Genomic DNA, 24,713 nt, shown 5'->3' on the forward strand with positions numbered 1-24,713 from the left:
AGGGCGACGGGCACCTGACCAACAGGGTCGTTTTGTTCCGGTCGCCCCGACGGCCGCGCTATTGCAGTACCGTCACCCTCGTCTTCGTCGAGAACCCGCTGGGAGTCACGTCATGTTGCTCAATCCCAACCACTTGCAACGCCAGTACCCAGACCGCCGCTCGGGGGAAATCATGGCCTCGACGGTCGACTTCTTCGAGTCCCGGGGCAAGGCTCGGCTGAAGGCCGACGACCACGAACGGGTGTGGTATTCGGAGTTTTTGGACCACATCGGCCGGGAGCGCATCTTCGCCTCGTTGCTGACACCGAGCGCCTACGGCGCCGACGATTGCCGCTGGGACACCTACCGGATCAGTGCGTTCGCGGAGATCGTCGGCTTCTACGGGCTGAACTACTGGTATCCCTTCCAGGTCACCGCCCTGGGCCTGGGCCCGATCTGGATGAGCGCCAACGAGGACGCCAAGCGCAAGGCCGCCGCGCTGCTCGAGGCCGGCGAGGTGTTCGCCTTCGGCCTGTCGGAGCAGACGCACGGCGCGGACGTCTACCAGACCGACATGAACCTGACGCCGAACGACGGGGGCTGGACCGCCACCGGGGAGAAGTACTACATCGGCAACGCCAACGTCGCCCGGATGGTCTCCACCTTCGGCAAGTTCGACGGCACCGACGAATACGTGTTCTTCGCCGCCGACTCGCAGCATGAGCGCTACCACCTGATCAAGAACGTGGTGAACTCGCAGAACTTCGTCGCCAACTACGCGCTGCGCGACTACCCGGTCACCGAGGCCGACATCCTGCACCGCGGCCCCGAGGCCTTCCACGCCGCGCTCAACACCGTCAACGTCTGCAAATACAACCTGGGCTGGGGTGCGGTCGGCATGTGTACCCACGCGATGTACGAGGCGGTCACCCACGCGTCCAACCGCATCCTGTACGGGACCGTCGTCACCGACTTCACCCACGTGCGGCGGCTGCTCACCGACGCCTACGCGCGGTTGGTCGCGATGCGGCTGGTCGCCACCCGGGCGTGCGACTACATGCGCAGCGCGTCGGCCGAGGACCGCCGCTACCTGCTGTACAGCCCGCTCACCAAGGCGAAGATCACCAGCGAAGGCGAACGCGTCATCACCGCGCTGTGGGACGTCATCGCCGCCAAGGGCGTGGAGAAGGACACCATCTTCGAGGCGATGACCCGCGAAATCGGCCTGCTGCCAAGGCTGGAGGGCACCGTCCACATCAACATCGGGCTGCTGGGCAAGTTCATGCCCAACTTCCTGTTCGCGCCCAACAGCGCCCTGCCGTTGATCGGCCGCCGCGACGACGCGGCCGACGACATCTTCCTGTTCGCACAGGGGCCGACCGGCGGCCTGGGCAAGGTGCGCTTCGGAGACTGGCGCGCGCCGTTCGACAGCTTCGGGCACCTGGCCAACGTCGCCCTGCTGCGCTCGCAGATCGACGTGCTCGCCGACATGCTGGCCGGCGCCACCCCGGATGCCGCGCAGCAGAAGGACATCGACTTCGCCTTCGCCGTCGGGCAGTTGTTCGCCACCGTGCCCTACGCCCAACTCATCCTGGAGGAGGCCGGGCTCTCGGGCGTCGACGAGGGATTGCTCGACGAGATCTTCGCCGTGCTGGTCCGCGACTTCAACGCCTACGCCGTGGAGCTGTCCGACAAGCCGGCGACGGCGGACGAACAGGCCCGCTTCGCGCTGCGGATGATCCGCCGGCCCGCCCACGATCCCGCGCGCTATGACCAGATTTGGAAGGACCAAGTGCTGCCGCTCAGCGGCGCCTATCAGATGCGGCCGTAGCCGGGCAGTCGGTCAGCGTGGACCGCTATTTGGCAGCGGCCGATAACGCATCCATAAGTGCGTCGACGTTGAGCTGGGGTTGGATTCCGGCGGTTCCCGCCAGGCCCGGCGCGCTGCCTACGACGCCTGCCGCGGGTGCCGCGCCCAACGCGCTAGACGAGCTGGCGACGACGGGGGCGGCGGGGGTGATAGTGGGGCCGGTGATGATGGCGCCGCTGTTGATGGCGGTGACGAGGCCGGTGTTGGCGTTGATGGTGACCTCGGCCCCGCCGGCGCCGCCGGTGATGGCGCCGCTTGGGATGGTGAACGCGCCACCGGTTCCTGAGAAGGGAGCGTTCACGGTAAGGGTGCCGCTCTGGACCGTGACGCCAGTGAAGTAGGCGCTGTACCCAGCTAGGGCGCCGCCGAGTTGTCCGTTGGGCAACAACCATGTGACGTTGGTGTCGGCTGTGTACCCGGCACCAAAACTGGCGGTGACGGGGTTGCCGGGGGTGACGGTGAAGGTCACGCCGACGTCGATAGTGGCGCCGCCGGGTGCGATGTTGGCGCTGCTGCCTTGGGGCAGGGGCGGGTCGACGAGATTGGCCTGCTGGGTGGTGAGGCTTTGGGTCATCTGCGTCAGGGATTGGGTGCGGGCGCTGGTGGTGTCGGCGGCGGTTTGGGCCACCGAGCGCGCTTGGGCGTCCTGGCCTGACTGGTTGGTGGTCTGCGGCGGTCCGTCAAACGGGGTCATGGTGCTCGCGGTCGCCGAATCGGCGGCGTAGGCGTACATGGCGGCGGCGTCTTGGGCCCACATCTGCATGTACTGGGCTTCGGTGGCGGCGATCGCTGGGCCGTTCTGCCCGAAGAAATTGGTGGCGATCAACGCCAGCAGCTGTGCTCGGTTGGCCGCGATCACCGGCGGTGGCACCGTCATCATGAAAGCCGCCTCGTAGGCTGCGGCCGCCGCGTAGGCCTGGGCGCCGGTCTGCCCGGCCTGGGCCGCCGCCTCCTGCAACCACGCCACGTACGGTGCGGCCGCGCCGGACATCGCGATCGACGACGGCCCGAACCAGGTCAGTCCGGTCAGGCCGGAGATTTGCGAGGAGTAGCCCGCGGCAGCGGATTCCAGCTCCGCGGCCACCTCATCCCAGGCCGCTGCGGAGGCCAGCAGCGGCCCCGATCCCGGGCCGGCATACATCAACCCCGAGTTGACCTCTGGGGGCAGCACCCCGAAATCCATTGCGATTTGCTTTCGTCACGACAGGCAGCCAGCGTGTTCGCCGACCATCGTGTGCCGAAACGACGACGGTCTAATCCGGGACCGACTACTGCATTTTTGTAGGCGTCAGCCACGGACTACTGCATTGCACCGTTCGGGCGGAGATGCGGCGTCGCGATCACCACGGGACCGACACGCTGCGACGCGCGATCTCGGCGGACCTGTCGACCGTGATGCCGTCATTGACGGTCAGCGTGAAACCCGGCGGCGCTGGGCAGCGGGACTGCTATTCGCCGGCGGCTGAGAGTGCGTCCATGAGTGCGTCGACGTTGAGCTGGGGTTGGATTGCGGCGGTTCCCGCCAGCCCCGGTGCGCTGCCGACGACGCCCGCTGCGGGCGCCGCGCCCAAAGCGCCGGACGAGCTGGAGACGACGGGGGCGACGGGGGTGATAGTGGGGCCGGTGATGATGGCGCCGCTGTTGATGGCGGTGACGAGGCCGGTGTTGGTGTTGATGGTGACCTCGGCCCCGCCGGCGCCGCCGGTGATGGCGCCGCTCGGGATATTGAGGCCGACGACGCCGATAGGGTTTCCGGTGAGTTGGAATGTGCCGCTTGTGAAGCTGCCGAACGCGATAGTGGAGTAGCTAGATCCAGCAGGAATGATTTTGTCGGGGGAGATGCCGTCCGCGAACGCAAAGGTGGTCTGGGTGACGGCGTGAATGGTGACCTGTCCGAGACCGCCGTTGATTGGGTAGCCGTTGCCGGCCGTAACGGTCACGCCGACGTCGATAGTGGCGCCACCGGGTGCGATGTTGGTGGTGCTGCCGGCGGGCAGGGGCGGGTCGACGAGGTTGGCCTGCTGCGTGGTGAGGCTTTGGGTCATCTGCGTCAGGGATTGGGTGCGGGCGCTGGTGGTGTCGGCGGCGGTTTGGGCCACCGAGCGCGCTTGGGCGTCCTGGCCTGACTGGTTGGTGGTCTGCGGCGGTCCGTCAAACGGGGTCATGGTGCTCGCGGTCGCCGAATCGGCGGCGTAGGCGTACATGGCGGCGGCGTCTTGGGCCCACATCTGCATGTACTGGGCTTCGGTGGCGGCGATCGCTGGGCCGTTCTGCCCGAAGAAATTGGTGGCGATCAACGCCAGCAGCTGTGCTCGGTTGGCCGCGATCACCGGCGGTGGCACCGTCATCATGAAAGCCGCCTCGTAGGCCGCGGCCGCCGCGTAGGCCTGGGCGCCGGTCTGCCCGGCCTGGGCCGCCGCCTCCTGCAACCACGCCACGTACGGTGCGGCCGCGCCGGACATCGCGATCGACGACGGCCCGAACCAGGCCAGTCCGGTCAGGCCGGAGATTTGCGAGGAGTAGCCCGCGGCAGCGGATTCCAGCTCCGCGGCCACCTCATCCCAGGCCGCCGCGGAGGCCAGCAGCGGCCCCGATCCCGGGCCGGCATACATCAACCCCGAGTTGACCTCTGGGGGCAGCACCCCGAAATCCATGGCATCTTGCTTTCGTCACGACAGGCAGCCAGCGTGTTTCGCCGACCATCGTGTGCCGAAGCGACGACGGTTCAAACCGGGAGGGACTACTGCATTTTTCGCGCGCATCGGCGAGGGACTACTGCATTCACCGATCGGGCCGAGATGCGGCGTCATCCGGTTGCACCGCCAATGACGCCGGCAAGGCCGGCGCGTCCGGCCACGCCGGCCTTGCCGCACGCGCGATAGATGTGGCTCTCGACGGTGCGCACGGACAGCGACGCCGCCTCGGCGATCTCACGGTTCGACAGGCCCTGGGCGACCAACACCGCGATTTCGCGTTCTCGGTTGGTGAAGGGCGGTGCGAAAGAAGCTGCCTCGATAGCCGGGCTGGTCGCGCCGTTACACGTTCTCGCCAGGCGGCGCGCGCGTTCCGCCGCGGTCATCGCGCTCCCTGAGCGGCCCGCGCGCCGGTGCGAGGTGGCGGCTTGCCCCGCGGCGTCGGCGGCGGCCAGCAGATCGCCTATCGCCTCGAATTCGGCTGATACCCGGTCGAGTTCGCCGGCGTCGTCGGCTTGCACCGCCGCCGCGTAGCGCGCCGCGATCGCAACACGCGGACCTTCGACGCGCGTCGCAAGATCCGCGAGTCGCCCGGCCGCATCGGTGTCGTCGAATTGCACCGCGGTCTGTAAACACAACACCTCGCGGGCGAGTTGATCGTGTTCGCACGCGAAATCAGCTGCCCCGCGGGCCAATCGACGCGCCTCGGAGGACCGCGAATGCGCCGCCGCCAGCCAGGCTTCGGCCAGCAGTTCGGTGGACGTGGCGTACACGTACGCCGGATGCCGATGTGCTCGTGCGGTTTGCAGCGCACGATCTGCCGCATCCGCGTCCCCGCACCGGGCCAGCGCCTGCGCCCGCAGCAAGTGGAACCTGTGGAAGCTGTTCACCACATGGAAGCTGCTCGTCATCTCGGCATCTACCTCTTCCGGCAGATCGCGCAGCGCTGTGCCGAGATCACCAGCGGCCAATGCCACCATGCCGAGGATCTCCGACGCCATCGCTTGTGCGGCAGCCGGTTCCGTGCGCTGGCTGCGGCGGTTGCGTTCAGCCACGTCGAGCGCCTCAGTGATATGCCCCGCCGCCGCCAGGGCGAACGTGTGAAATTCGGTAAACGTCTGGCGAAGGAATTTGCCCTGCTCGCTCAACATGAGGGCGTCGTCGGCCGCGCGCGCCTTGGCCGCCGCCTGAGTGGGTTGTCCGAGTTCGCCATAGGCCATGCTCTCGGCGCTGTAAGCCATCGTCGCACCGTACTGGTCGAGGTCCTGATATTCGACCTCGGCCATAGTCGCGAGGACCTCAATCGGCTGCGCCGCCAGCGCTTGCTGATTGGCGCGAAACACCAGCAGTTGTTGCCGCCTCGGTCCGTGCGAGGCCTTGAGCGCATCGTCGATGAGACGCCAGGACCGTTCCGGTGATCGCATGCCCCACAACAGGTTTGACGCACGCATCACCACGTCGTTGATGAATGCGTTCTGTCTCTCTTCGTCAACTTCGACGCCGTCGAGGACCTCCAAGGCGAGCTCGCCCTTTTCCATCATGAACAGGGAGTAGGCGAGAGGGATTCGCGCCTGCGCGCCGATGCCGGTGTCGGCGGCGGCGCGAAAGAGCCGCTCCGCGGTTTCAAAGTCCAGCAATGAACTCGCCGCCGTGGCAGCCGACAGCAGCACGTCCGGCTCAGGCGGCAGGTCCGACTCCAACCAGAGCAGTCCGCGCTTCATCACCTTCGCGGCGGCCCCGCCGTCCTTCATCGCGGTCGCGACCTGGCCACGAAGGCGTCGCAACCGCGAGGAGCCACAGCGATTCAGGCGCACCTCCGCGAACATGGGATGGCCGATGTACACCTCGTCGGCGGACAACCGGATCAATTCGCGCTGCTCGGCATCCTCGATGGCGTCCTGCCCGGCGATCAGTGTCAAGCACTTCCAGTCGACGGGTTCGGAGACGGCCACGAGATCGACGACGTCGCGCACGTCGTCCGGGATGGCGCCGATCTGTGCGTCCACCAGCTCAGCCAGCGACCCCGACGGGCTGAGGTTTCCCTGCCAGCGCAGCACGCCACCGTCGCTCACCATGCGTCCCGCCCGGAACTCCTGTTCGAGCAACTGCCGCAGGAACAACACATTTCCGCGCGTCAGACGCCACAGCTCGTCCCCGCACGGTTGATCCGGCGCGCACCCCGTCACCGCCGACAACAGGTCGTCGGTCTGGCCGCGGGTCAACGGGTCGACCTCGCGCCGCGGCAGCAGCCCGTCTTTCCATAGCGCGGTCACCGCGGCCGGCGCCGGCTCGCCCGTCCGAATCGTGACGATCACGGTCGCGGCCCGCGACTGCGCGAGTTGATGCAGGACCAGGGCCGACAGATCATCGAGCAGATGCGCGTCGTCGACGAAGACCACGAGGCGGTCCGGCTGCGTACCGGCGGTCAGTGCATCAACCACCCTGCGCGCCAATGCGTAGGGCGCGCTCTCCACATCGTCGGTCCATGCTGCGAAGGCGCCCAGCGGAATCGGGCGGCTGGTCACGGTGGCGGCGGTGCTGCGGACGGCCCACCCGGCATCGGCGGCCGCCAGCACGGTCTCGCGGGCCAACCGCGACTTGCCCACCCCGGCTTTGCCCGCCAGCGCGACACCTCGCGGCCCATCGGTGGTGACGAACAGGCGGCTGACCTCGTCGATCTCTCTGGTTCTGCCGACAATGGGCCAGTGCTCGAGCACCAGCAGATATTAGCCAGCAACTGCGATCTTCGCCTGGCATTCGGCGTGGATGCGCCCGCGCTCATGCGCGAGTTTGATGGGCCTTCCAGCGATCGGGGTCGTCTTCGAGCGCGGCGCGGTCCCAGCCGGCATGCACCGCGGCCGCTTCGTAGGTGTCCTGCAAGAACCCGAGGAGCGTCTGGTCGGGGTCGGCTGCCCGCCGCACCGCCTCGTATGACAACAGGTATTCACCGAGATCCTTGTCGTAGCCCGCCTCCTCGGGACCGACCGGGTAGTCGGCGAAGCCGTCGGGTTCGGGATAGGCGTAGGCGTAGAAAGCGCCCTCGTCACCCCCGCCGGGAAAGAATCCGCAGCTGCTCAGTTCTCGCGAGTAGCCCTCGATCATCACCCAGTCTCCGCAATTGGGTGCGCCGCCCGGGTGGCGGGGCGCGCCGCGCCCGGAAAATCTGGTGCATGCGAGATCCATTGCGCCCCAGAAGAAATGGACGGGACTCACCTTACCCATGAACCGGGACCGAAACTGGCCGAGCACGCGGTTCGCCGCAAGCAGCTGGCGCCAGAACAGGTTTGCCGCATCGGGGTCGTATGACGCATGTTCGACATCTTCGGCGAACGGCAGCGCCGGATCTACCTCGTTGGGGTGCGCTTGGATGCGCGTGGAGAAACCCAGCTCGTCGAGTGCCCGCATCGTCTGCGAGTAGAACTCGGCCACCGATTTCGGTTCCAGGCGCACACTGCGGGTCGCGCCGGTGCTGCTGCGGATCACCAGCACGTGGTCGATGAAATCGAACTCCATATCGAAGACCGCTGCCCCGTACGGGATCGCCGACGTCGTCAAACCGCGCGGGGTCACATACGAGGTGACCTGCCACCAGTGGTTGACCAACGGCGAATGGGCCAGCCGGACCTTGCCGACAATCTGAGCCCACATGTGCAGTGTCTGCCTCGTCGGAGCCCAGTCGTCTACCCGTAGGCTCGGCCACGCAATGCTGTCGTCGTGGTACGTCGTCACGATCACTCCTCGGCTCTGGTCGGCGTCCGGCTTTCACCGGGTCGGTATCACCGATAGTGCTCGCCAGCCGAGTTTCTCGCTGCGGTGGCCCGGCGAGGAGGCGATCTGCCGAACCCCTTGACTGTGAGCTGCCTCACAGTAGAATGACCACTGGTCATTCACCATAGGAGGGGCATTGCCAACGGTCACCTGGGCACGCGTCGATCCCGCTCGTCGCGCCGCGATCATCGAGGCCGCGGAGTCGGAGTTCGGGGCCCACGGGTTCTCCCGTGGCAGCCTGAACGTCATCGCCCGCCGCGCCGGGGTCGCCAAGGGCAGCCTGTTCCAGTACTTCGCGGACAAGCGTGACCTGTACGCGTTCATCGCCGACATCGGCAGCCAGCGGGTGCGCGCCTACATGGAGGACCGCATCCGCGAACTCGACCCGAGCCGGCCCTTCTTCGACTTCCTCACCGACTGGCTCGACGCGTGGGTGGCCTACTTCGCCGACCATCCGCATGAACGCGCGCTGCACGCCGCGGCGACCCTGGAAGTCGACACCGAGGCCCGCGTCAGCGTGCAGAACGTCATCCACCGCCACTACCTGGAAGTGATGCGTCCCCTCGTGCGCGACGCACACCTGCGCGGCGACCTGCGCGCGGATTCCGATACCGACGCGCTGCTGTCGTTGCTGCTGTTGATCTTTCCGCACCTGGCGCTGGCGCCCTACATGCGCGGCCTGGATCCGGTCCTCGGGCTCGACGAGCCCACCCCGGAGCAGCCGGCGCTGGCCGTGCGCAGGCTCGTGGCGGTGCTGGCGGCCGCGTTCGCGGCTGCGCCGAAAACCCCGCCAATCGGCTCAGCCCCCAAACGATCTGAGGAGGTCACATGAATCGTACCCGTACAGCTTCGATGGCCGAAGGCGGCCTCAATTGGGACAGCTTGCCGCTCAAGCTGTTTGCCGGCGGCAACGCGAAGTTCTGGAATCCGGCCGACATCGACTTCTCCCGCGACCGCGAGGACTGGGAAAGGCTCACCGACGACGAACGCAGCTACGCCACCCGGCTGTGCGCCGAGTTCATCGCCGGCGAGGAGTCGGTGACCCAGGACATCCAGCCGTTCATGGCCGCGATGCGGGCCGAAGGTCGGCTCGGCGACGAGATGTATCTGACGCAGTTCGCGTTCGAGGAGGCCAAGCACGTCCAGGTGTTCCGCATGTGGCTCGACGCCGTCGGCATCACCGAGGACCTGCACAACTTCCTCGACGATGTCCCGACCTATCGCACGATCTTCTACGAGGAGCTGCCGGACTGCCTGAACGCGCTGACGGTCGATCCGTCGCCGGCCGCCCAGGTGCGGGCGTCGGTGACCTACAACCACATGGTCGAGGGCATGCTCGCGCTGACCGGTTACTTCGGCTGGCACAAGATCTGCGTGGAACGCGGCATCCTGCCCGGCATGCAGGAGCTGGTACGTCGCATCGGCGACGACGAGCGACGGCACATGGCGTGGGGCACCTTCACCTGCCGGCGCCACGTCGCCGCCGACGACGCCAACTGGGGCGTGTTCGAAACCCGGATGAACGAGCTGATGCCGCTGGGCCTGCGCCTGATCGAGGAAGGCTTCGCCCTCTACGATCCGATGCCGTTCGGCCTGTCGGCGGACGAGTTCATGCAGTACGCCTCCGACAAGGGCATGCGACGGTTCGGCACCATCTCCAGCGCGCGGGGCCGACCCGTCGCCGAGATCGATCTCGACTACTCGCCGGTGCAACTCGAGGACACCTTCGCCGAGGAGGACGAGAAGGTACTGGCCGGGGCCTCCGCCTAGCGGGCGGTCACTCGACCTTGTCGTCGCCGGCCGAGGAGCCGGTCTCGGTTTCCCCGACCCACACGGTCTTGGCGTTGACGAACGCGCGGATGCCCAGGCCCGCGAGCTCGCGTCCGTACCCGGACCGCTTGACGCCGCCGAACCCGAGTTCGGGATAGGACACCGTCATCCCGTTGATGAAGACCTGGCCGGCCTCGATGTCGTCGATGAAGCGCTGCTGCTCGGCCTCGTCGTTGGTCCAGGCGTTGGAGCCCAGGCCGAACGTGGTGGCGTTGGCGATGTCGATGGCCTCGTCGATGTCGGCCGCCCGGTACATCGACGCGACCGGCCCGAACACCTCCTCGGTGTAGAGGGCCATGTCCCTGGTGATGTCGGTGACCACCGTCGGCGGGTAGTACCACCCCGGCCGGTCGATGGGCTTGCCGCCGAGCCGGATCGTGGCGCCCGCCGCAGCGGCGTCGTCGACCTGCTTGGCGATCTCGTCGCGGCCCGACTCGGTGGCCAGCGGGCCCACGTCGGTGTCCGGGTCGGTCGGGTCGCCGACGGTCAGCGCCTCCATCTGCTTGGTGAACTTGTCGACGAACGCGTCGTAGATGTCGGTGTGCACGATGAACCGCTTTGCGGCGATGCAGGACTGGCCGTTGTTCTGCACCCGGGCGGTGACCGCGGTCTTGGCGGCCTCGTCCAGGTTCGCCGAGGGCATCACGATGAACGGGTCGCTGCCGCCGAGCTCGAGCACAGTCGGCTTGATCTCGTCACCGGCGATGGCCGCCACCGATTGGCCGGCCGGTTCGCTGCCGGTCAGGGTGGCCGCCGCGACGCGGGGATCGCGCAGGATGCGCTCGACCGCGCTGGACGAGACGAGCAGGGTTTGGAAACACCCCTCGGGGAAGCCGCCGCGGGCGATGACGTCGGCCAGGTAGAGCGCGCTCTGGGGAACGTTGGACGCGTGCTTGAGGATGCCGACGTTGCCGGCCATCAGCGCCGGCGCGGCGAACCGCACGGCCTGCCAGAGCGGGAAGTTCCACGGCATCACGGCCAGCACCACCCCGAGCGGTTGATACCGGGTGTAGGCCTTCTTCGCGCCCACCGCCTCGGCGTCAGCCGGCTCGTCGGCCAGCAGCTGCTCGGCGTTTTCGGCGTAGTAACGAAAACCCTTGGCGCACTTGAGCGCTTCCGCCTTGGCCGACTTCAGCGTCTTGCCCATCTCCAGCGTCATCATGGCGGCGACGTCGTCGGCCTCCGCCTCCAGCAGGTCGGCGGTCGCGTTTGCCCACTGGGCGCGCTGGGCAAACGTGGTGTTGTGGCGGTAGTCGAGGAATCGTTCGTAGGCACGGGCAATCGCAGCGTCGACTTCTTGGTCGGTGGCCGGGGTGAAGGTCTTCACTGTCTCGCCGGTAGCCGGGTTAATGGTGGCGATGGGCACGTCGGCCCTCCTTCATCGGGTTGGTGTTGCTCAGCGGCTGAAAAGTCCAACACCTAGCCTGCCACTATCGTTCCCCTAAGGGAGGTGTCGGATGAGCAAAGCGGCTGAGCTGATCGTCAAGTGCCTGGAAAACGAGGGTGTTTCCGTGGTGTTCGGGGTGCCCGGCGAGGAGAACATCCGGTTCGTGCAGGCGCTGGCGTCCTCGAGCATCCGCTACGTGCTGACCAGGCACGAGCAGGCCGCCGCGTTCATGGCCGAGATGTACGGCAGGGTCACCGGGCGGGCCGCGGTGGTGTCGGCCACGCTGGGGCCCGGCGCGATCAACATGCAGCTCGGGGTGGCCGACGCCACCACCAACAGCACGCCACTGGTCGCCATCTCCGCGCAGGTGGGTCACGACCGGGAGTTCAAGGAGTCACACCAGTACGTCGACCTGGTGTCGATGTTCGCCCCGATCACCCGGTGGGCGGCGGACATCCCGACCGCGCGCGCCATCCCCGAGATGGTCCGCAAGGCGTTCAAAGTCTCCGAGGCCGAACGCCCGGCCGCGGTCTACCTTGCGGTGCCCGAGCACATCGACGCCGACGAGACCGACTACGACCTGGGACCGTTGCCCCGCAACGTCGTCCGCGCCGACGCCCCGGCGCCCCGTCAGGTGGCCCGCGCCGTCGACGTGCTGCGCAACGCCAAGTGCCCGGTGGTGCTGGCCGGGCACGGCGCCGCGCGCGCCGACGCCACCAAAGCCTTGGTGCGCTTCTCCGAGGCATTCGGCATCCAGGTGGCCAACACGTTCCACGGGAAGGGCGTCATGCCCGACGACCACCCCAACAGCATCGGCACGCTGGGCTTCATGCGGCACGACTACGTCAACTTCGGGTTCGACAACGCCGACGCCGTCATCGCCGTCGGCTACGAGTTGCAGGAATTCGACCCGGTGCGGATCAACCCGCAGGCCGACAAGAAGATCATCCACATCCACCGGTTCCCGGCCGAGGTCGACGCGCATTACTCGGTGGACGTGGGGATCATCGGCGACATCAGCGATTCGCTGAACGCCCTGACCGACGCGCTGTCCGGACACACCTTCGCCCACGCCGCCGAGGTGCCCGGCTCCGGCCTGTTGGCCGAGGAATTCGCGCGGGGTCAACAGGATTCGCGCTACCCGCTGGCGCCGGCGCGGGTGGTCGCCGACACCCGCGCGGCCCTGGGCCGCAGCGACATCGTCCTGGTCGACACCGGCGCCACCAAGATGTGGATGGCCCGGCTCTACCCGACGTACGAGCGGAACACCTGCCTGATCTCAAACGGGTTGTCCACCATGAGTTTTGCGCTGCCTGGGGCGCTGGGCGTCAAGCTCGCGCAACCAGAGGCCAAGGTGCTGGCGCTCGTCGGCGACGGTGCATTCCTGATGAACTCGCAGGAGATCGAGACCGCCGTGCGTGAGCGCATCCCGCTGGTGGTGCTGATCTGGGAGGACGGCGGTTACGGCCTCATCGAATGGAAGATGGACCTCGAGCTGGGGGCGCACTACTACGTGAAATTCAACAACCCCGACGTGGTGAAGTACGCGGAAAGCTTCGGCGCCAAGGGATATCGGATCAACAGCGCCGACGAGCTGCTGCCGACGCTGCGGACCGCGCTCGACGACGACGGCGTCTCCCTGATCAGTTGCCCGGTCGACTATTCCGAGAATCTGCGGTTGACCGACCGCCTCGGCGAGCTGGACGAAACGCTGTAGCGGCCGTGCTCAGGACGACTGCTTGATCTGAATCTGGTCGGTGTAGGAATAGCCCGCCGGGTGCCCGCAGACCGGGATGAGATAGGTGTGTTGTGCCGTGCCCGCAAGGGTATTCGGGTCCCACGTCAGGTGCGAGCTGGTGGCGTAGAGGATGTAGGCGCCGTCGGAGCAGGTGACGTTGTTCATCGTGTCCAGGACCCATTGATCGTCGACCAGCCGCGCCTGGCTGCCACCCACCCCGGCCTCGATGTAGACGCATCCGTCGCCGCAGGAGTTGACCGTCCAGGAGGTGTTGAAGGTCTGGCCCGACGGCGTTGTCGCGCCAAGCGGGTCAGCACCGCGGCCCCACAGTGGTAGAGACCTGCGACCGGGTGTCGTGCCGGCGAGTGAATGAGGGCGCCACAGTGCGGTATTCGTCGAGGTTGTGATCGCGACCGCGTGACGGGTGATGATGGATAGATGGCGAAGCGTGATCGCGACGAATCGGGTCGGCCGCGAAATGCCCGACCGCGCGACGCTCTGGGCCGACCACTTCCGCCCGGCAGCGCGGGCGTGCCACGCGTTCCGGATGACCTGGTGCTGGAACCGGCCGAAACCCTCGCGTATGCCCAGGATCTGCTGAACCGAGGCCTCGCATTCAACGCTCATGAGGTTTTGGAGTCGGCGTGGAAGAACGGTCCAGCCAACGAGCAGGCGCTGTGGCAAGGCCTGACGCAGCTCGCGGTGGGGATCACCCACATCCAGCGGGGCAACCCCAAGGGCGCAACCACGTTGCTTCGCCGCGCCTCCGACCATCTTGCCCACGCCGAGTTACCCGCACCGCATGCTGTCGACGTCGCAGGGTTGGTGGAGTACGTCAACGCGCTGATCGACGATCTTGCTGCCGGGGTTCATGTCACCGCGTCGCGGCTACTGCCCCGTCTCGTGGTCTGATGTGTCCTTGCCGGCCTCGGCCGGACAGGTTACGTGCCTGCGCTCGTCGATCACGGCGACATGATCGAATGGCACATGCTGTTCCGTCAGCTGGAGTACTTCGTCGCGCTCGCTCAAGAGCGCCACTTCGCGCGCGCCGCGAGGGCCTGTTACGTGTCGCAGCCCGCGCTATCGGAAGCCATCCGCAAGCTCGAATCCGAACTCAACGTCCCGCTGGTGCGGCGCGGTCAGAAGTTCGAGGGCCTCACCCCGGAGGGCGAGCGGCTGGTGCCGTGGGCGCGGCGCATTCTGGCCGACCGCGACGCCCTCAAACAGGAGGTCACCGCGCTGCGCGCCGGCCTGACCGGCGAACTGCGGCTCGGCGTGGTGCCGGCCGCCTCGACCACCGTTGCGCTGCTTACGGATCCGTTCTGCGCGGCACATCCCTTGGTGCGTGTCCAGCTCGAGGTCAACCTGCGCTCGGCCGGGATCGTCGAGCGGGTCCGCAAGTTCGAATTGGACGCGGGGATCCTGTATCCGGACCAACAGGACACGGCCGATCTCCTGGTCACCCCGCTGTATCACGAGCAGCCGGTGCTCATCGCCGCCGCGGAGCTGCTTGGCGGCGAGGCGAAAACGATGGCGTGGTCGGACGCCGTGCAGTTGCCGCTGTGCCTGCTGACGCAGGGCATGCGGGGCCGCCGGGTCATCGACGACGCGTTGGCCACCCACGGTCTGCAGGTCACCCCGCAGCTGGAATCCGATTCCGTGGCCGCGCTGTTCGCGCATGTTCGCACCGGCCGGTGGGCGAGCATCGTGCCGCAACCGTGGATCCACACCCTGGGCGTGCCGGCCGGGGTGAGCGTGCTGCGGCTGCGGCGCCCGTCGGTCACCGCGTTGATAGCGCTGGTGACCAACCGGGCCGAGCCGGGCTCGCTGTTGGCGCGGGCGCTGCGACGGACCGCACGCGAGGCCCGCATCGGCGCGACGCTCAGCGAGCTGTCCTAGCCGGGCTGATCGGCGCCGCCTATCACCCGGTCGGAATCGTGTCTTGGACACCGCGGCGGGCGCGCCCCGAGACTGGGCGTGATCGCCGGTTTAAGGAGAATTCGATGGCCAAGTGTGTGATGGTGCTCTACCCCGATCCCGTCAACGGGTACCCGCCGAACTACGCGCGCGACAGCATCCCGACCATCCGGGGATACCCCGACGGCAGCACCGTGCCGACCCCGTCGAGAATCGACTTCACCCCCGGCGAGCTGCTCGGCTGTGTCTCGGGCGCCCTGGGGCTGCGCCGGTTCTTCGAAGAGGCCGGCCACGAATTGGTGGTGACGTCGGACAAGGACGGCCCCGACTCGGAGTTCGAGCGTGAGCTGGCTGACGCGGAAATCGTGATCTCGCAGCCGTTTTGGCCGGCCTACCTGACCGCGGAACGGATCGCTCGAGCGCCCAGGCTCAAGCTGGCGCTGACCGCCGGCATCGGCTCGGATCACGTGGATCTGGACGCGGCTCAAGAGCGCGGGATCACCGTGGCCGAGGTGACATACAGCAACAGCATCAGCGTCGCCGAGCACACGGTGATGCAGATCCTGGCGCTGGTACGCAATTTCGTGCCGTCACACCGGTGGGCGGCCGAAGGTGGCTGGAACATCGCCGACTGCGTCGAACGCGCCTACGACCTGGAGGGGATGGACGTCGGGTTGATCGCGGCCGGCCGGATCGGACGTGCCGTGCTGCGCCGGCTGGCGCCATTCGACGTCAACCTGCACTACACCGACACCCGCCGGCTGGCGCCGGAAGCCGAGAAACAACTCAACGTCACGTTTCACCCCACGGTCGAGTCGCTGGTGCAAGCGGTCGACGTGGTGTCCATCCACTCGCCGCTGTACGACGACACCCGCCGGATGTTCAACGAGCGGCTGATCGCGACCATGCGCCGGGGCTCCTACATTGTCAACACGGCCCGCGCCGAGGAGACCGTGCCGGAGGCCATCGCGGCCGCCCTGAAGTCCGGTCAGCTGGCGGGCTACGCCGGGGACGTCTGGTATCCGCAGCCGCCGCCGCCCGACCATCCGTGGCGGACGATGCCGAATAACGCTATGACGCCGCATGTTTCGGGCACGACGCTGTCCGCCCAGGCGCGTTATGCGGCCGGCACCCGGGAAATCCTGGAGAGCTGGTTCGCCGGCAAGCCCATCCGCCCCGAGTACCTGATCGTCGAGGGCGGCAAGCTCGCGGGCACCGGGGCGCTGTCCTACCAGAGGTAGCCGCCCGCCCGACACTCAGTTGGCGCTGGTCGCCGTCGACAGGGCCATCGGTGGCACGTAACCGCCGATCAGTGCGCGATGCCACCACGCCCGATCGCGGCGCAGCTCGGTCGGTGTGGTGAAGCGGTACTGGTAGAGCTGTGCCCGCACGAAGCGGGGTGGCGAGTCGGGAAACGGGTTGTGGCGCAACAACCGCAGGGTTGATCGATCATTCTCCAGCAGCCGTTGCAAGAACGGCCTCAGCCACGGCTGCGCGTAGCCCGGCGAGATCGCGGCGAACCACATCAGCCAGTCCAGGCGCAGATGATAGGGCGCCCACTGTCGCGGCAGCCGACGCGGTGTCCCCGGCTTGCCCTTGAATTCGTATTCCTTCCAGACGGTTTGGGTGTTGATGACGGCCTCGTCGGTGCCCTCGATCACCACCTCCCGGCGAATGCGTCCGATGCTGCCGAAGGCGCCGTAGGTGTTCACTAAATGAAATGAGTTGAACGACATGTTCATTCGTTGCCGCGACGACAACATGTTGCGTATCGGCCAGTAACTCATGAACAGCACCGCGGCCGTGACGGCGGCCACCAGGCCGACGTACCACAGCGGTGTCGCCGCCAGACCCGCATGTGCCGGGACGAGGCCGTTGGGCAGCAGCGCCGCGAACGACGCGTCGTCGATGGCGCTGAACGCCAACACGATTGTCACCCAATTCAGCCACGCGAAATTGCCCGAGGCGACCAACCACAACTGGGTGATGACGATGATCGCGGCGGCCACGCTGGCCACCGGCTGCGGCGCGAACAATCCGAACGGCACGATCAGCTGCGCGAAATGGTTGCCGGCCACCTCAACCCGGTGCAGGGGTTTCGGCAGATGGTGGAAGAACCAGCTCAACGGGCCCGGCATGGGTTGCGTCTCATGGTGGTAGTACAAACACGTCAGGTCGCGCCAGCACGGGTCGCCGCGCATCTTGATCAGTCCCGCACCGAACTCGACCCGGAACAACAGCAGGCGGAGCATCCACAGCGTCAGCACCGGCGGGGCTACGTCGTGATTGCCGAGGAAGATCATCAGGAACCCGGTCTCGAGCAGCAGCGACTCCCAGCCGAACGAGTACCACGTCTGCCCGACGTTGACGATCGACAGGTAGAGCACCCACAGCACCAGCCACATCGCCATCGCGGCCCACAACGGCACCGCGTCGGCGGCCCCGGCGACGATCGCCGCCGACAGCGCGGCACCGAACCAGGAGACGGCCGCAAACAGCCGATCGGAAAAACGCAGGTGAAAAAGGCTCGGCGTCCGCCAAAAGGATTGTCTCGCCAAGAACTGCGGGATGGGCAGGATGCCGCGCTCGCCGATGAGCGCGCGGAACTGTACCGCGGCGGCGACGAAGCCGAGCAGGTAAATCGCCGCGGCGCCGCGCTCGAGCACCAGTCTGCCCACCCAGTATTGGGGTGCGGAAAACCAGTCCATGGCGCTAACTCCTCGGTTGGTGAACGGTTACGCCAACCCGCATATCCAGTCAATCAGCCGGTAAACGGGTAGCCAATAGCCCGGCCAACTATTCGTCGCGCGGTCCCTGCGCTCGTTCGGGGACCGCAATCACCGAAGCCGCAAGCGCCGCAAGCGAAATCAGCGCCAGCAGTTGGACACCGGCGGAATGGCCGGCGTATCCGTCGGCCGACCGCCACGGCTGCCGTGACAGCACCGCGCCGGCCAGGATCAGACCGCCGGCGCCGCCCACCACGCTGAGGCGCTCCCAACGCTCCCGGCGCAGCGCATACCGCAGACCCAGCGCGGTCCCCATCACCGCGACGCCGCCCAGGCCGGCGATCACCCCAGCGGCGGCCAGCGCCGGGACGGCCGCCCACGCGCCGGGCTGCCATGGCCGCGCGGGCGCGTCGCCGTCGTCCTTTCTTCGGGTGCGCCAGAGCGCGAGCATCGCCAGCAGCGGCAGCAGCGCCAGGCCCACCGCCAGGCCGGCGCGGTAGAGCGAGTTGGAGGCGAACGTCAGCGTGATGGTGCCGGGGTCGCCCGCGGGCACCAGCCAGCCCTGCTGCCATCCGTTGACGGCGATCGGCGTCAAGCGGGCGCCGGTGCTGGTGTGCGCCACCCAGCCCGGGTTGATGCTTTCCGGGATGACCAGCACCCGGGAGGTCGACGAGGCGGGCGCCTGCACTTCGCGACGATCCGGACCCCAGGTCCGCCAAGTCGAAACACGCAGCGGCCGTGCGACTTCGGTGGCGGTCGGGGCGGCCAGTTCGGCTCCGTCCACGACGAATTGTGCGCCGGGGCTGATCAACAGCTCCTGTTGGCCGGCGGGCATCGCGATCGGGTCGCGTTCGCAGGGCACCGCGGCGACCGGGGCGCCATCCAGGATCGCCCCCACGGTGGTGCGGATCGCGGTGTGCACGAACCGGCCCGCGACCGCGACGACGGGTCCGCGGTCGCAGCCGACGCTGATCTCCCGGGTGCGGTTGCGGGCCGCGTCGGCGGGGGCGATCGGGTTGCCGTCGGCGCCCAGCGCCACGACCTCGGCCAGCCCGGGCGGCTTGAGTTGGTCGAAACCCAAAGCGTTGCGGTCGATGATGTCCTGCCAATTCAGCAGGCTGATGGTCACGGTGTCGGTCACCCGGGGTCTCAGCGGCACGGTCTGCGCGCCGTCGGGTTTCATCGCGGCGGTTTGCGGGCCATCGCCCAGGTTGACGGCCACCATCGTCGGGTGCGCGGGCAGCGTCGACCGGCTCGGAGCCAGCCGCACCCCGGTGACCTCGGTGGGGTGGGGCAGCGTGAGCGTCAGGGTCGGCGGGGTCTTGTGCTGCACCACCCGTTGCGGCGCCGTCCACGCCGTGGCCGGGTCGCCGTCGGCGACCGCGAACGCGGAGCCCAACACGTCGACAGCGTCCGAATCACCATGGGCGACAGTAGTATTCGGCTCGGTGATCAGGTCGGCCAGCTTGGGGCCCTGGCGCGGGCGCACCCACACGGTCGGGGTCACCGACATCGGAGCAGGCACGGTCAGGGTCCGGCTGAAATTGACCGGTTCTTCCGGGGCCAGTGCCATCGACGGCGCGCAGCGCATGCCGTCGGGCGCCGCGGCGCAACCCGGCCTGCCCAGCAGCTCAGATCCCAGGTCCCACCCCGCGATCGGCGTGCCCGGCGGCGGCCCCGGCACCCGCACGGTGTGCCGCAGGTCGACCTGGTGGGCGAATCCGGAGGCGTCGTACTGGGTGATCGACAGGTCGGTGATGCCGAACTGCACGCCGGCGGATCCGTCGTCGGTGCCCGCGGCGGTGATCCGCACCCACGGGGTCTCGCCGTAGGGGAGCGCCGCGGCAAGCGGCTTGCCCGGCTCGTCGAATCGCAAAGTGGTGCTGCCGGTGGCGGTTTCGATCAGGATGCGGCGCACCTGGGCGCCGACGGCGGTGGCACTGGGCGTCAACGTGATCGCCGCGTTGGTCACCGGATGGTCGAAATCGATCCGCATCCATTGACCGACGGCGGCCTGCAGTGAGTTGGACACCCAGGCGGTCGCGGAGTCGCCGTCGATCGCGGCGGCCGGCGAGTTCGCCGGTGCGACGTCGGGCATCGCGGTGGAATCCGACGACGAGCTCGATACCGTGATCCGGCCGCCGGTCCAGGCGCCGGTCACCGGGTCGGCGCCGGGGACAGGGTAGTCGGGCACCCGGTTGTAAGTGTGCCGCGCGTCGCCGGGCGCCCGGATTGCCGACGAATGTTGGTCCACCCGGCCGTAATCCGTCTCACGGGCCACCGGGGTATCGGTGATGGTCACCCCGGCGCCCACCGGCAGCCCGGCGCGGTGCGCGTCGGCGGTCAGCAGCGCCGGGCCCAGCGGCGGCTGGCCCAGCAGCCGACGCCGCTCGTCAAGACGCAGCAGCGCCTCGGGCCCGCCGTCGACCCGGGTCAGTCGGTCGGTGTCGACGAAATACGGTGTGGCGGGGTCACTGTCGTCGCCGACCCGATAAATCTCGACCGCCGGATATCGCGGCCGCAGTCCGCTGTCCGCGACGAAACCCGCGAGCGTGCCGGGCCCCACCGGCGCGCCGAACTGTGCGACCTTGCGCAGTCCGGGTGACCCGTCGATGGCGCGGTGCACCAGGATCGGGCGCGCCGACCGCGACGTGTCGGGGTCCAGGTCGTTGCGTAGCGCCACATAGGAAATGCCTTGGCGGGCAAGGGTATCGGCTAATCCGGTCGAGGGGCGGCCGGCGGCGAACAAACGCTGCACCGAATCGAGCGCCCGGATGGTCTGCGGCGGGGTCAGCGGGATGGAATCGCGCACCCCCCACGGGCTGGCGCCCAGCACCTGCAGCGGCTCGTCGTGGCTGGTGCCCCACACCTGGGTGGCGAACGGCGCCCCCGGGACCACGAGCACCCGCCCGGCGGCCGGTGTCCCGGTGTTGTGCTCGGTGAGCCAGTCGGCGGCCTCGTGCCAGTAGGGCGGGATCGCGGTGAAGGTTCCCGGTGGGGCCAGCCGACCGGTCCACGCCAGTGACGTGCTGACCATCAGCGCCGTCACGACCACGATCGCCGTGGCGATCCGTTTGTCACGCTCGGGGTGCGCGAAGGCACGCAGCCACGCCAACATTGGCGCGCTGCCCGGCAGCGGTATCCGGCCCAGCAGCTGCGCGATGCCCAGCACCACCGGGATCCTGATCACCGATCCCAGCTTGTGCACGTTGCGCAGCGGGGCGCCGCCGGCGTCCAGGTAGGCCTGTACCGCGTGCGCCACCGGCGACCCCAGCCCGCCGCTGTATCCGGCGGCCATCAGCACCACCCCGACCAACAGCATCGTCACCAGCCGCCCGCGCGCCGGCATGGCCGGGCCGGCCAGCCCCGCGAGCCCGGCCGCCGCGACCAGGCAGGTGCCCAGCACGGCCGCCGGCCCGGTCACCAGCGGAGCGCCCGCGGTGGCGGTCGGCGCCACGTACGGGGTCCAGCTGTCGGTGCCGCGCAACATCTCGACCAGTGACGACCATTGTGTCGTCACGCCGGACGATTCGATGAAATCCAGGAACGGGGGGCTGATGGCACGCAGCATCACCAGCGCGACCACCCACCACAGCGTGGCCAGCACCAGCGCCACCAGCCACCACCCGGCGTAGCGCCACCACAACCGGTTCGGCCGGTGGCACGCCCACCAGATCACCGCCGGCAGGCAGCCGGCCGCGGTCGCGATGGCGTTCACCGCGCCCATCAGCGCGATGGCCAGGCCCGCCTGCCCGGCCAGCGCTCGCACGGATCGGCCGCCGCTGGCCCGCAGGGCGAGGATCGTGGGCAGCAACACCCACGGCGCCAACATCATTGGCAATGTTTCCGACGAGATCGAGCCGAGGGTGGTCAGCACCCGCGGCGACAGCGCGAACGCGGCCGCGGCGATCACCCGCGACGCGGGGCTGCCGATCCGCAGCGCCTCGGCGACGCGCAACAGGCCCCAGAAGCCGACCGTGAGCAGCAGCGCCCACCACAGCCGCTGGGTGATCCAGCCGGGCACGCCCAGCGCGTGGCCGATCAGAAAGAAGGTGCCGTGCGGAAACAGGTATCCGTAGGCCTGGTTCTGCGCCTGCCCGAACGGCAGCTCGCTGTTCCACAGATTGGTCGCCCGGGCCAGGAAGCGCAGCGGGTTCGCGGTCAGGTCAAGCTTGGTGTCCGGGGAGATCCGTCCGGGGGACTGGGCGAACGTGAGGGCCAGCGCGATCGCGCCGACCAACCACAACCATCGGCGCGACACCGGCCCAGCCGTCGAGCACGAGACCGACGCTCCGGTCCCCGTCCGCGACTGGCTAGCTACGGTTGCCGTACTCGACCCGGTTGAGCACTGACGACTGCGGATCGCCCCCGGGGAGTGGCGGCTTCGTGTCTTGCTGGACCATCAGGGTGATCCCGAAGATCGCGGCCGCGCCGAGCAACAGGCCAACCACAACGCTCGCTGCGGCGGGCGCAACGATCCGGTTCATCGAAGCTCCTGAGTGTCGGCTTGCGGTCGTGACTTTCGACCTAGCGCCAACCTAGCAGAAGGGCGCCCGGCCACCGGGAGCGCTCGTCACCAGTGCAGACAGTGCCCGTGAAAACAGCGGTCACCGTATTCCACCTGATAGGGACCGGCCGGCAGCGCAGGGCGCTGCATGCTCGGCACCTGCATCAGGCTGTGGTCGGCCACGGCGAGCGTGATCCCGACGGTCGTCGCCACCCCGACGGACAACCCGACCGCGACGCTGACCGCGGCGGCCAACGAGAAACCGTTAATCGCTGGCTCCTCCCTGCCAGTCAATGGGCGCCCCGAGAAGCCCCAGCCCCCTGATCAGCAACGTACCGTTGATGCCCCCTGGAGCCAGGCACGAAACGCCCGCCGTGAAAGCATGGCCCGATGGCATTTTCGCGCACCTTGGCCGTGCTTGCAGCCGCCTCGGCGCTGGTGGCCGGTTGCGGCCACCACGCCGCGCACCCACCCGGCACGTCGACGAAGACGTCGAGCAAGCCGGTGGCCGCTCCGGCGCCGCCGGTGTGTGCCGACCCGTCGGCGGTTCCGGCGACGTTGGGAATCCGCGACAAGCTCGCGCAACTGCTGATGGTGGGCGTGAAGAACGCCGACGACGCCCGGGCCGTCGTCAACGGCTACCACGTGGGCGGCATCTTCATCGGCAGCTGGACGGACCTGTCGATCTTCAAGGGGCCGCTGGCCGACATCGCGGCCAAGGCGGGCCCGCTGCCGCTGGCGGTCAGCGTCGACGAAGAGGGCGGCCGCGTCTCGCGGCTGAAGTCGTTGATCGGGACCTCGCCGTCGCCCCGCGAGCTGGCGCAGACGCAGACCGTCCAGCAGGTCCACGACCTGGCAGCCGACCGCGGCAAGAAGATGCACGACCTGGGCATCACCGTCGACTTCGCGCCCGTCGTCGACGTCAGCGACGAGCCCGACGACGCCGTGATCGGCAACCGTTCGTTCGGCGCGGATCCGGCCAAGGTCACCGATTACGCCGGGGCCTATGCGCAGGGGCTGCGCGACGCCGGGCTGCTGCCGGTGCTCAAGCACTTCCCAGGCCACGGGCACGGCTCGGGCGATTCGCACACCGGGGGCGTCGTCACGCCGCCGCTGGACGATCTGCAGAACAACGATCTGGTGCCCTACCGGACCCTGGTGGCAGTGCCCCCGGTCGGGGTCATGGTGGGCCACCTGCAGGTTCCCGGTCTCACCGGCGACGTCCCGGCCAGCCTGAGCCCCGAGGCGGTGCAGCTGCTGCGCAACGGGGTCGGCTACAAGGGCCCGCCGTTCACCGGCCCGGTGTTCAGCGACGACCTGTCCAGCATGGCAGCCATCTCCGACCGGTACGGGGTGTCGGAGGCCGTGCTGCGCAGCCTGCGGGCCGGCGTCGACGTCGCGCTGTGGGTCACCACCGACAAGGTGCCGGCGGTCTTGGACCGGTTGCAACAGGCGGTGGCGTCCGGCGACCTGCCGGCCAAGCAGGTCGACGATTCGCTGGTGCGGGTGGCGACGATGAAGGGCCCCAGCCCCAGCTGCGGCCACTAGCGGGTCGCCGCCATAGGCATAGTGGCTGTGACACCCCACCGCATTGCTTACTCTTGAGTCAGACGGCTGGAGAGGCAAGCGATGGCGGGTGGTACCAAACGGTTGCCGCGTGCCGTTCGCGAGCAGCAGATGCTCGACGCCGCCGTGCAGATGTTCTCCGTCAACGGCTACCACGAGACCTCGATGGACGCCATCGCCGCCGAGGCGCAGATCTCCAAGCCGATGCTCTACCTGTACTACGGCTCCAAGGAGGACCTGTTCGGCGCCTGCCTGAACCGGGAGATGAGCCGGTTCATCGACGTGGTGCGCGCCGACATGGATTTCCAGCAGAGCCCCAATGACATGCTGCGCAACACCATTGCGTCGTTCATGCGCTACATCGACGCCAACCGGGCGTCCTGGATCGTGATGTACACACAGGCCACCAGCTCGCAGGCGTTCGCCCACATGGTCCGCGAGGGACGCGAGCAGATCATCGACCTGGTGGCCGGGCTGATGCGGGCGGGTAGCCGCAACCCGCGCTCCGAGCGCGAGCACGAGATGATGGCCGTGGCCTTGGTGGGCGCCGGCGAGGCGGTCGCCAACCGGCTGTCCACCGGCGACGTCGACGTCGACGAGGCGGCCCAGCTGATGATCGACCTGTTCTGGTACGGACTCAAGGGCTCACCGGCCGAGCGGGAGGCGGCCGCGGCCCACCCCGACGCGGGCGGCTCGGACGCCGCCGCCGACTAGGCCTACATTCGTTCAGGT

At 68.3% G+C, this 24,713-nt stretch carries 19 protein-coding genes; 9 read left to right on the forward strand and 10 right to left on the reverse strand.

Features of this window, described 5'->3' with window-relative positions; translation table 11 throughout:
• Positions 1-112 precede the first annotated feature (112 nt).
• Positions 113-1,810 carry an acyl-CoA dehydrogenase family protein gene (locus A5760_RS03315; protein ID WP_064877684.1) on the forward strand — a complete coding sequence of 566 codons (1,698 nt, stop codon included), beginning with the start codon at positions 113-115 and terminating at the stop codon, positions 1,808-1,810.
• A gap of 25 nt (positions 1,811-1,835) precedes the next feature.
• Here A5760_RS03315 and A5760_RS27525 read toward each other — a convergent pair whose 3' ends face one another.
• The 4 genes from A5760_RS27525 to A5760_RS03335 all read right to left on the reverse strand — a co-directional run bounded on the left by A5760_RS27525 (position 1,836) and on the right by A5760_RS03335 (position 8,271).
• A complete protein-coding gene (locus A5760_RS27525) occupies positions 1,836-3,032 on the reverse strand; it encodes a PPE family protein (RefSeq protein WP_064877685.1) in 1,197 nt (398 codons plus the stop codon).
• A gap of 265 nt (positions 3,033-3,297) precedes the next feature.
• Positions 3,298-4,503 carry a PPE family protein gene (locus tag A5760_RS27640; protein ID WP_064877686.1) on the reverse strand — a complete coding sequence of 402 codons (1,206 nt, stop codon included), beginning with the start codon at positions 4,501-4,503 and terminating at the stop codon, positions 3,298-3,300.
• 152 nt (positions 4,504-4,655) lie between these two features.
• The gene (locus A5760_RS27530; protein WP_064877687.1) at positions 4,656-7,259 is read right to left on the reverse strand and encodes a helix-turn-helix transcriptional regulator; all 2,604 of its coding nucleotides are present in this window, start codon (positions 7,257-7,259) and stop codon (positions 4,656-4,658) included.
• A gap of 61 nt (positions 7,260-7,320) precedes the next feature.
• Positions 7,321-8,271 (reverse strand): DUF5996 family protein, encoded by a 951-nt coding sequence (locus A5760_RS03335; RefSeq protein ID WP_082279320.1) that lies wholly within the window; start codon positions 8,269-8,271, stop codon positions 7,321-7,323.
• A 175-nt stretch (positions 8,272-8,446) separates the two neighbouring features.
• Between A5760_RS03335 and A5760_RS03340 the strand changes: the two genes are divergently transcribed.
• Positions 8,447-9,142 (forward strand): TetR/AcrR family transcriptional regulator, encoded by a 696-nt coding sequence (locus tag A5760_RS03340; protein WP_064877689.1) that lies wholly within the window; start codon positions 8,447-8,449, stop codon positions 9,140-9,142.
• A complete protein-coding gene (locus A5760_RS03345; RefSeq protein ID WP_064877690.1) occupies positions 9,139-10,080 on the forward strand; it encodes a R2-like ligand-binding oxidase in 942 nt (313 codons plus the stop codon). The genes A5760_RS03340 and A5760_RS03345 overlap by 4 nt, the downstream gene beginning before the upstream one ends.
• Before the next feature lie 7 nt (positions 10,081-10,087).
• Here A5760_RS03345 and A5760_RS03350 read toward each other — a convergent pair whose 3' ends face one another.
• A complete protein-coding gene (locus A5760_RS03350; protein ID WP_064877691.1) occupies positions 10,088-11,506 on the reverse strand; it encodes an NADP-dependent succinic semialdehyde dehydrogenase in 1,419 nt (472 codons plus the stop codon).
• 91 nt (positions 11,507-11,597) lie between these two features.
• Here A5760_RS03350 and A5760_RS03355 point away from each other — a divergent pair, with 91 nt between their 5' ends.
• The gene (locus A5760_RS03355; RefSeq protein WP_064877692.1) at positions 11,598-13,244 is read left to right on the forward strand and encodes an acetolactate synthase large subunit; all 1,647 of its coding nucleotides are present in this window, start codon (positions 11,598-11,600) and stop codon (positions 13,242-13,244) included.
• Between the two features lie 9 nt (positions 13,245-13,253).
• Here the strand turns inward: A5760_RS03355 and A5760_RS03360 are convergent, their stop codons facing one another.
• Positions 13,254-13,481 (reverse strand): hypothetical protein, encoded by a 228-nt coding sequence (locus A5760_RS03360; RefSeq protein WP_064877693.1) that lies wholly within the window; start codon positions 13,479-13,481, stop codon positions 13,254-13,256.
• 222 nt (positions 13,482-13,703) lie between these two features.
• Between A5760_RS03360 and A5760_RS03365 the strand changes: the two genes are divergently transcribed.
• The 3 genes from A5760_RS03365 to A5760_RS03375 all read left to right on the forward strand — a co-directional run bounded on the left by A5760_RS03365 (position 13,704) and on the right by A5760_RS03375 (position 16,423).
• A complete protein-coding gene (locus tag A5760_RS03365) occupies positions 13,704-14,177 on the forward strand; it encodes a DUF309 domain-containing protein (protein WP_064877694.1) in 474 nt (157 codons plus the stop codon).
• A gap of 75 nt (positions 14,178-14,252) precedes the next feature.
• The gene (locus A5760_RS03370; protein ID WP_064877778.1) at positions 14,253-15,164 is read left to right on the forward strand and encodes a LysR family transcriptional regulator; all 912 of its coding nucleotides are present in this window, start codon (positions 14,253-14,255) and stop codon (positions 15,162-15,164) included.
• Positions 15,165-15,268: 104 nt separating this feature from the next.
• Positions 15,269-16,423: an NAD-dependent formate dehydrogenase gene (locus A5760_RS03375; protein WP_064877695.1), complete on the forward strand. Its 1,155-nt coding sequence runs from the start codon at positions 15,269-15,271 to the stop codon at positions 16,421-16,423.
• Positions 16,424-16,438: 15 nt separating this feature from the next.
• On the opposite strand, the gene A5760_RS03380 is transcribed toward A5760_RS03375, so the two are convergent.
• The 4 genes from A5760_RS03380 to A5760_RS03395 all read right to left on the reverse strand — a co-directional run bounded on the left by A5760_RS03380 (position 16,439) and on the right by A5760_RS03395 (position 22,685).
• Positions 16,439-17,890: a lipase maturation factor family protein gene (locus A5760_RS03380; protein ID WP_064877696.1), complete on the reverse strand. Its 1,452-nt coding sequence runs from the start codon at positions 17,888-17,890 to the stop codon at positions 16,439-16,441.
• 88 nt (positions 17,891-17,978) lie between these two features.
• A complete protein-coding gene (locus tag A5760_RS03385) occupies positions 17,979-22,169 on the reverse strand; it encodes a DUF3367 domain-containing protein (protein ID WP_064877697.1) in 4,191 nt (1,396 codons plus the stop codon).
• 52 nt (positions 22,170-22,221) lie between these two features.
• Positions 22,222-22,395: a DUF2613 domain-containing protein gene (locus A5760_RS03390; protein ID WP_007769006.1), complete on the reverse strand. Its 174-nt coding sequence runs from the start codon at positions 22,393-22,395 to the stop codon at positions 22,222-22,224.
• 86 nt (positions 22,396-22,481) lie between these two features.
• A complete protein-coding gene (locus A5760_RS03395) occupies positions 22,482-22,685 on the reverse strand; it encodes a DUF2613 family protein (RefSeq protein ID WP_064877780.1) in 204 nt (67 codons plus the stop codon).
• Between the two features lie 120 nt (positions 22,686-22,805).
• Here A5760_RS03395 and A5760_RS03400 point away from each other — a divergent pair, with 120 nt between their 5' ends.
• Complete coding sequence (locus A5760_RS03400) at positions 22,806-23,963, forward strand: glycoside hydrolase family 3 N-terminal domain-containing protein (protein ID WP_064877698.1); 1,158 nt, start codon at positions 22,806-22,808, stop codon at positions 23,961-23,963.
• A gap of 81 nt (positions 23,964-24,044) precedes the next feature.
• Positions 24,045-24,695 carry a TetR/AcrR family transcriptional regulator gene (locus tag A5760_RS03405; protein WP_064877699.1) on the forward strand — a complete coding sequence of 217 codons (651 nt, stop codon included), beginning with the start codon at positions 24,045-24,047 and terminating at the stop codon, positions 24,693-24,695.
• Positions 24,696-24,713 lie beyond the last annotated feature (18 nt).

Source organism: Mycobacterium colombiense (assembly GCF_001665835.1).
Taxonomy (GTDB): Bacteria; Actinomycetota; Actinomycetes; order Mycobacteriales; family Mycobacteriaceae; genus Mycobacterium; species Mycobacterium colombiense_A.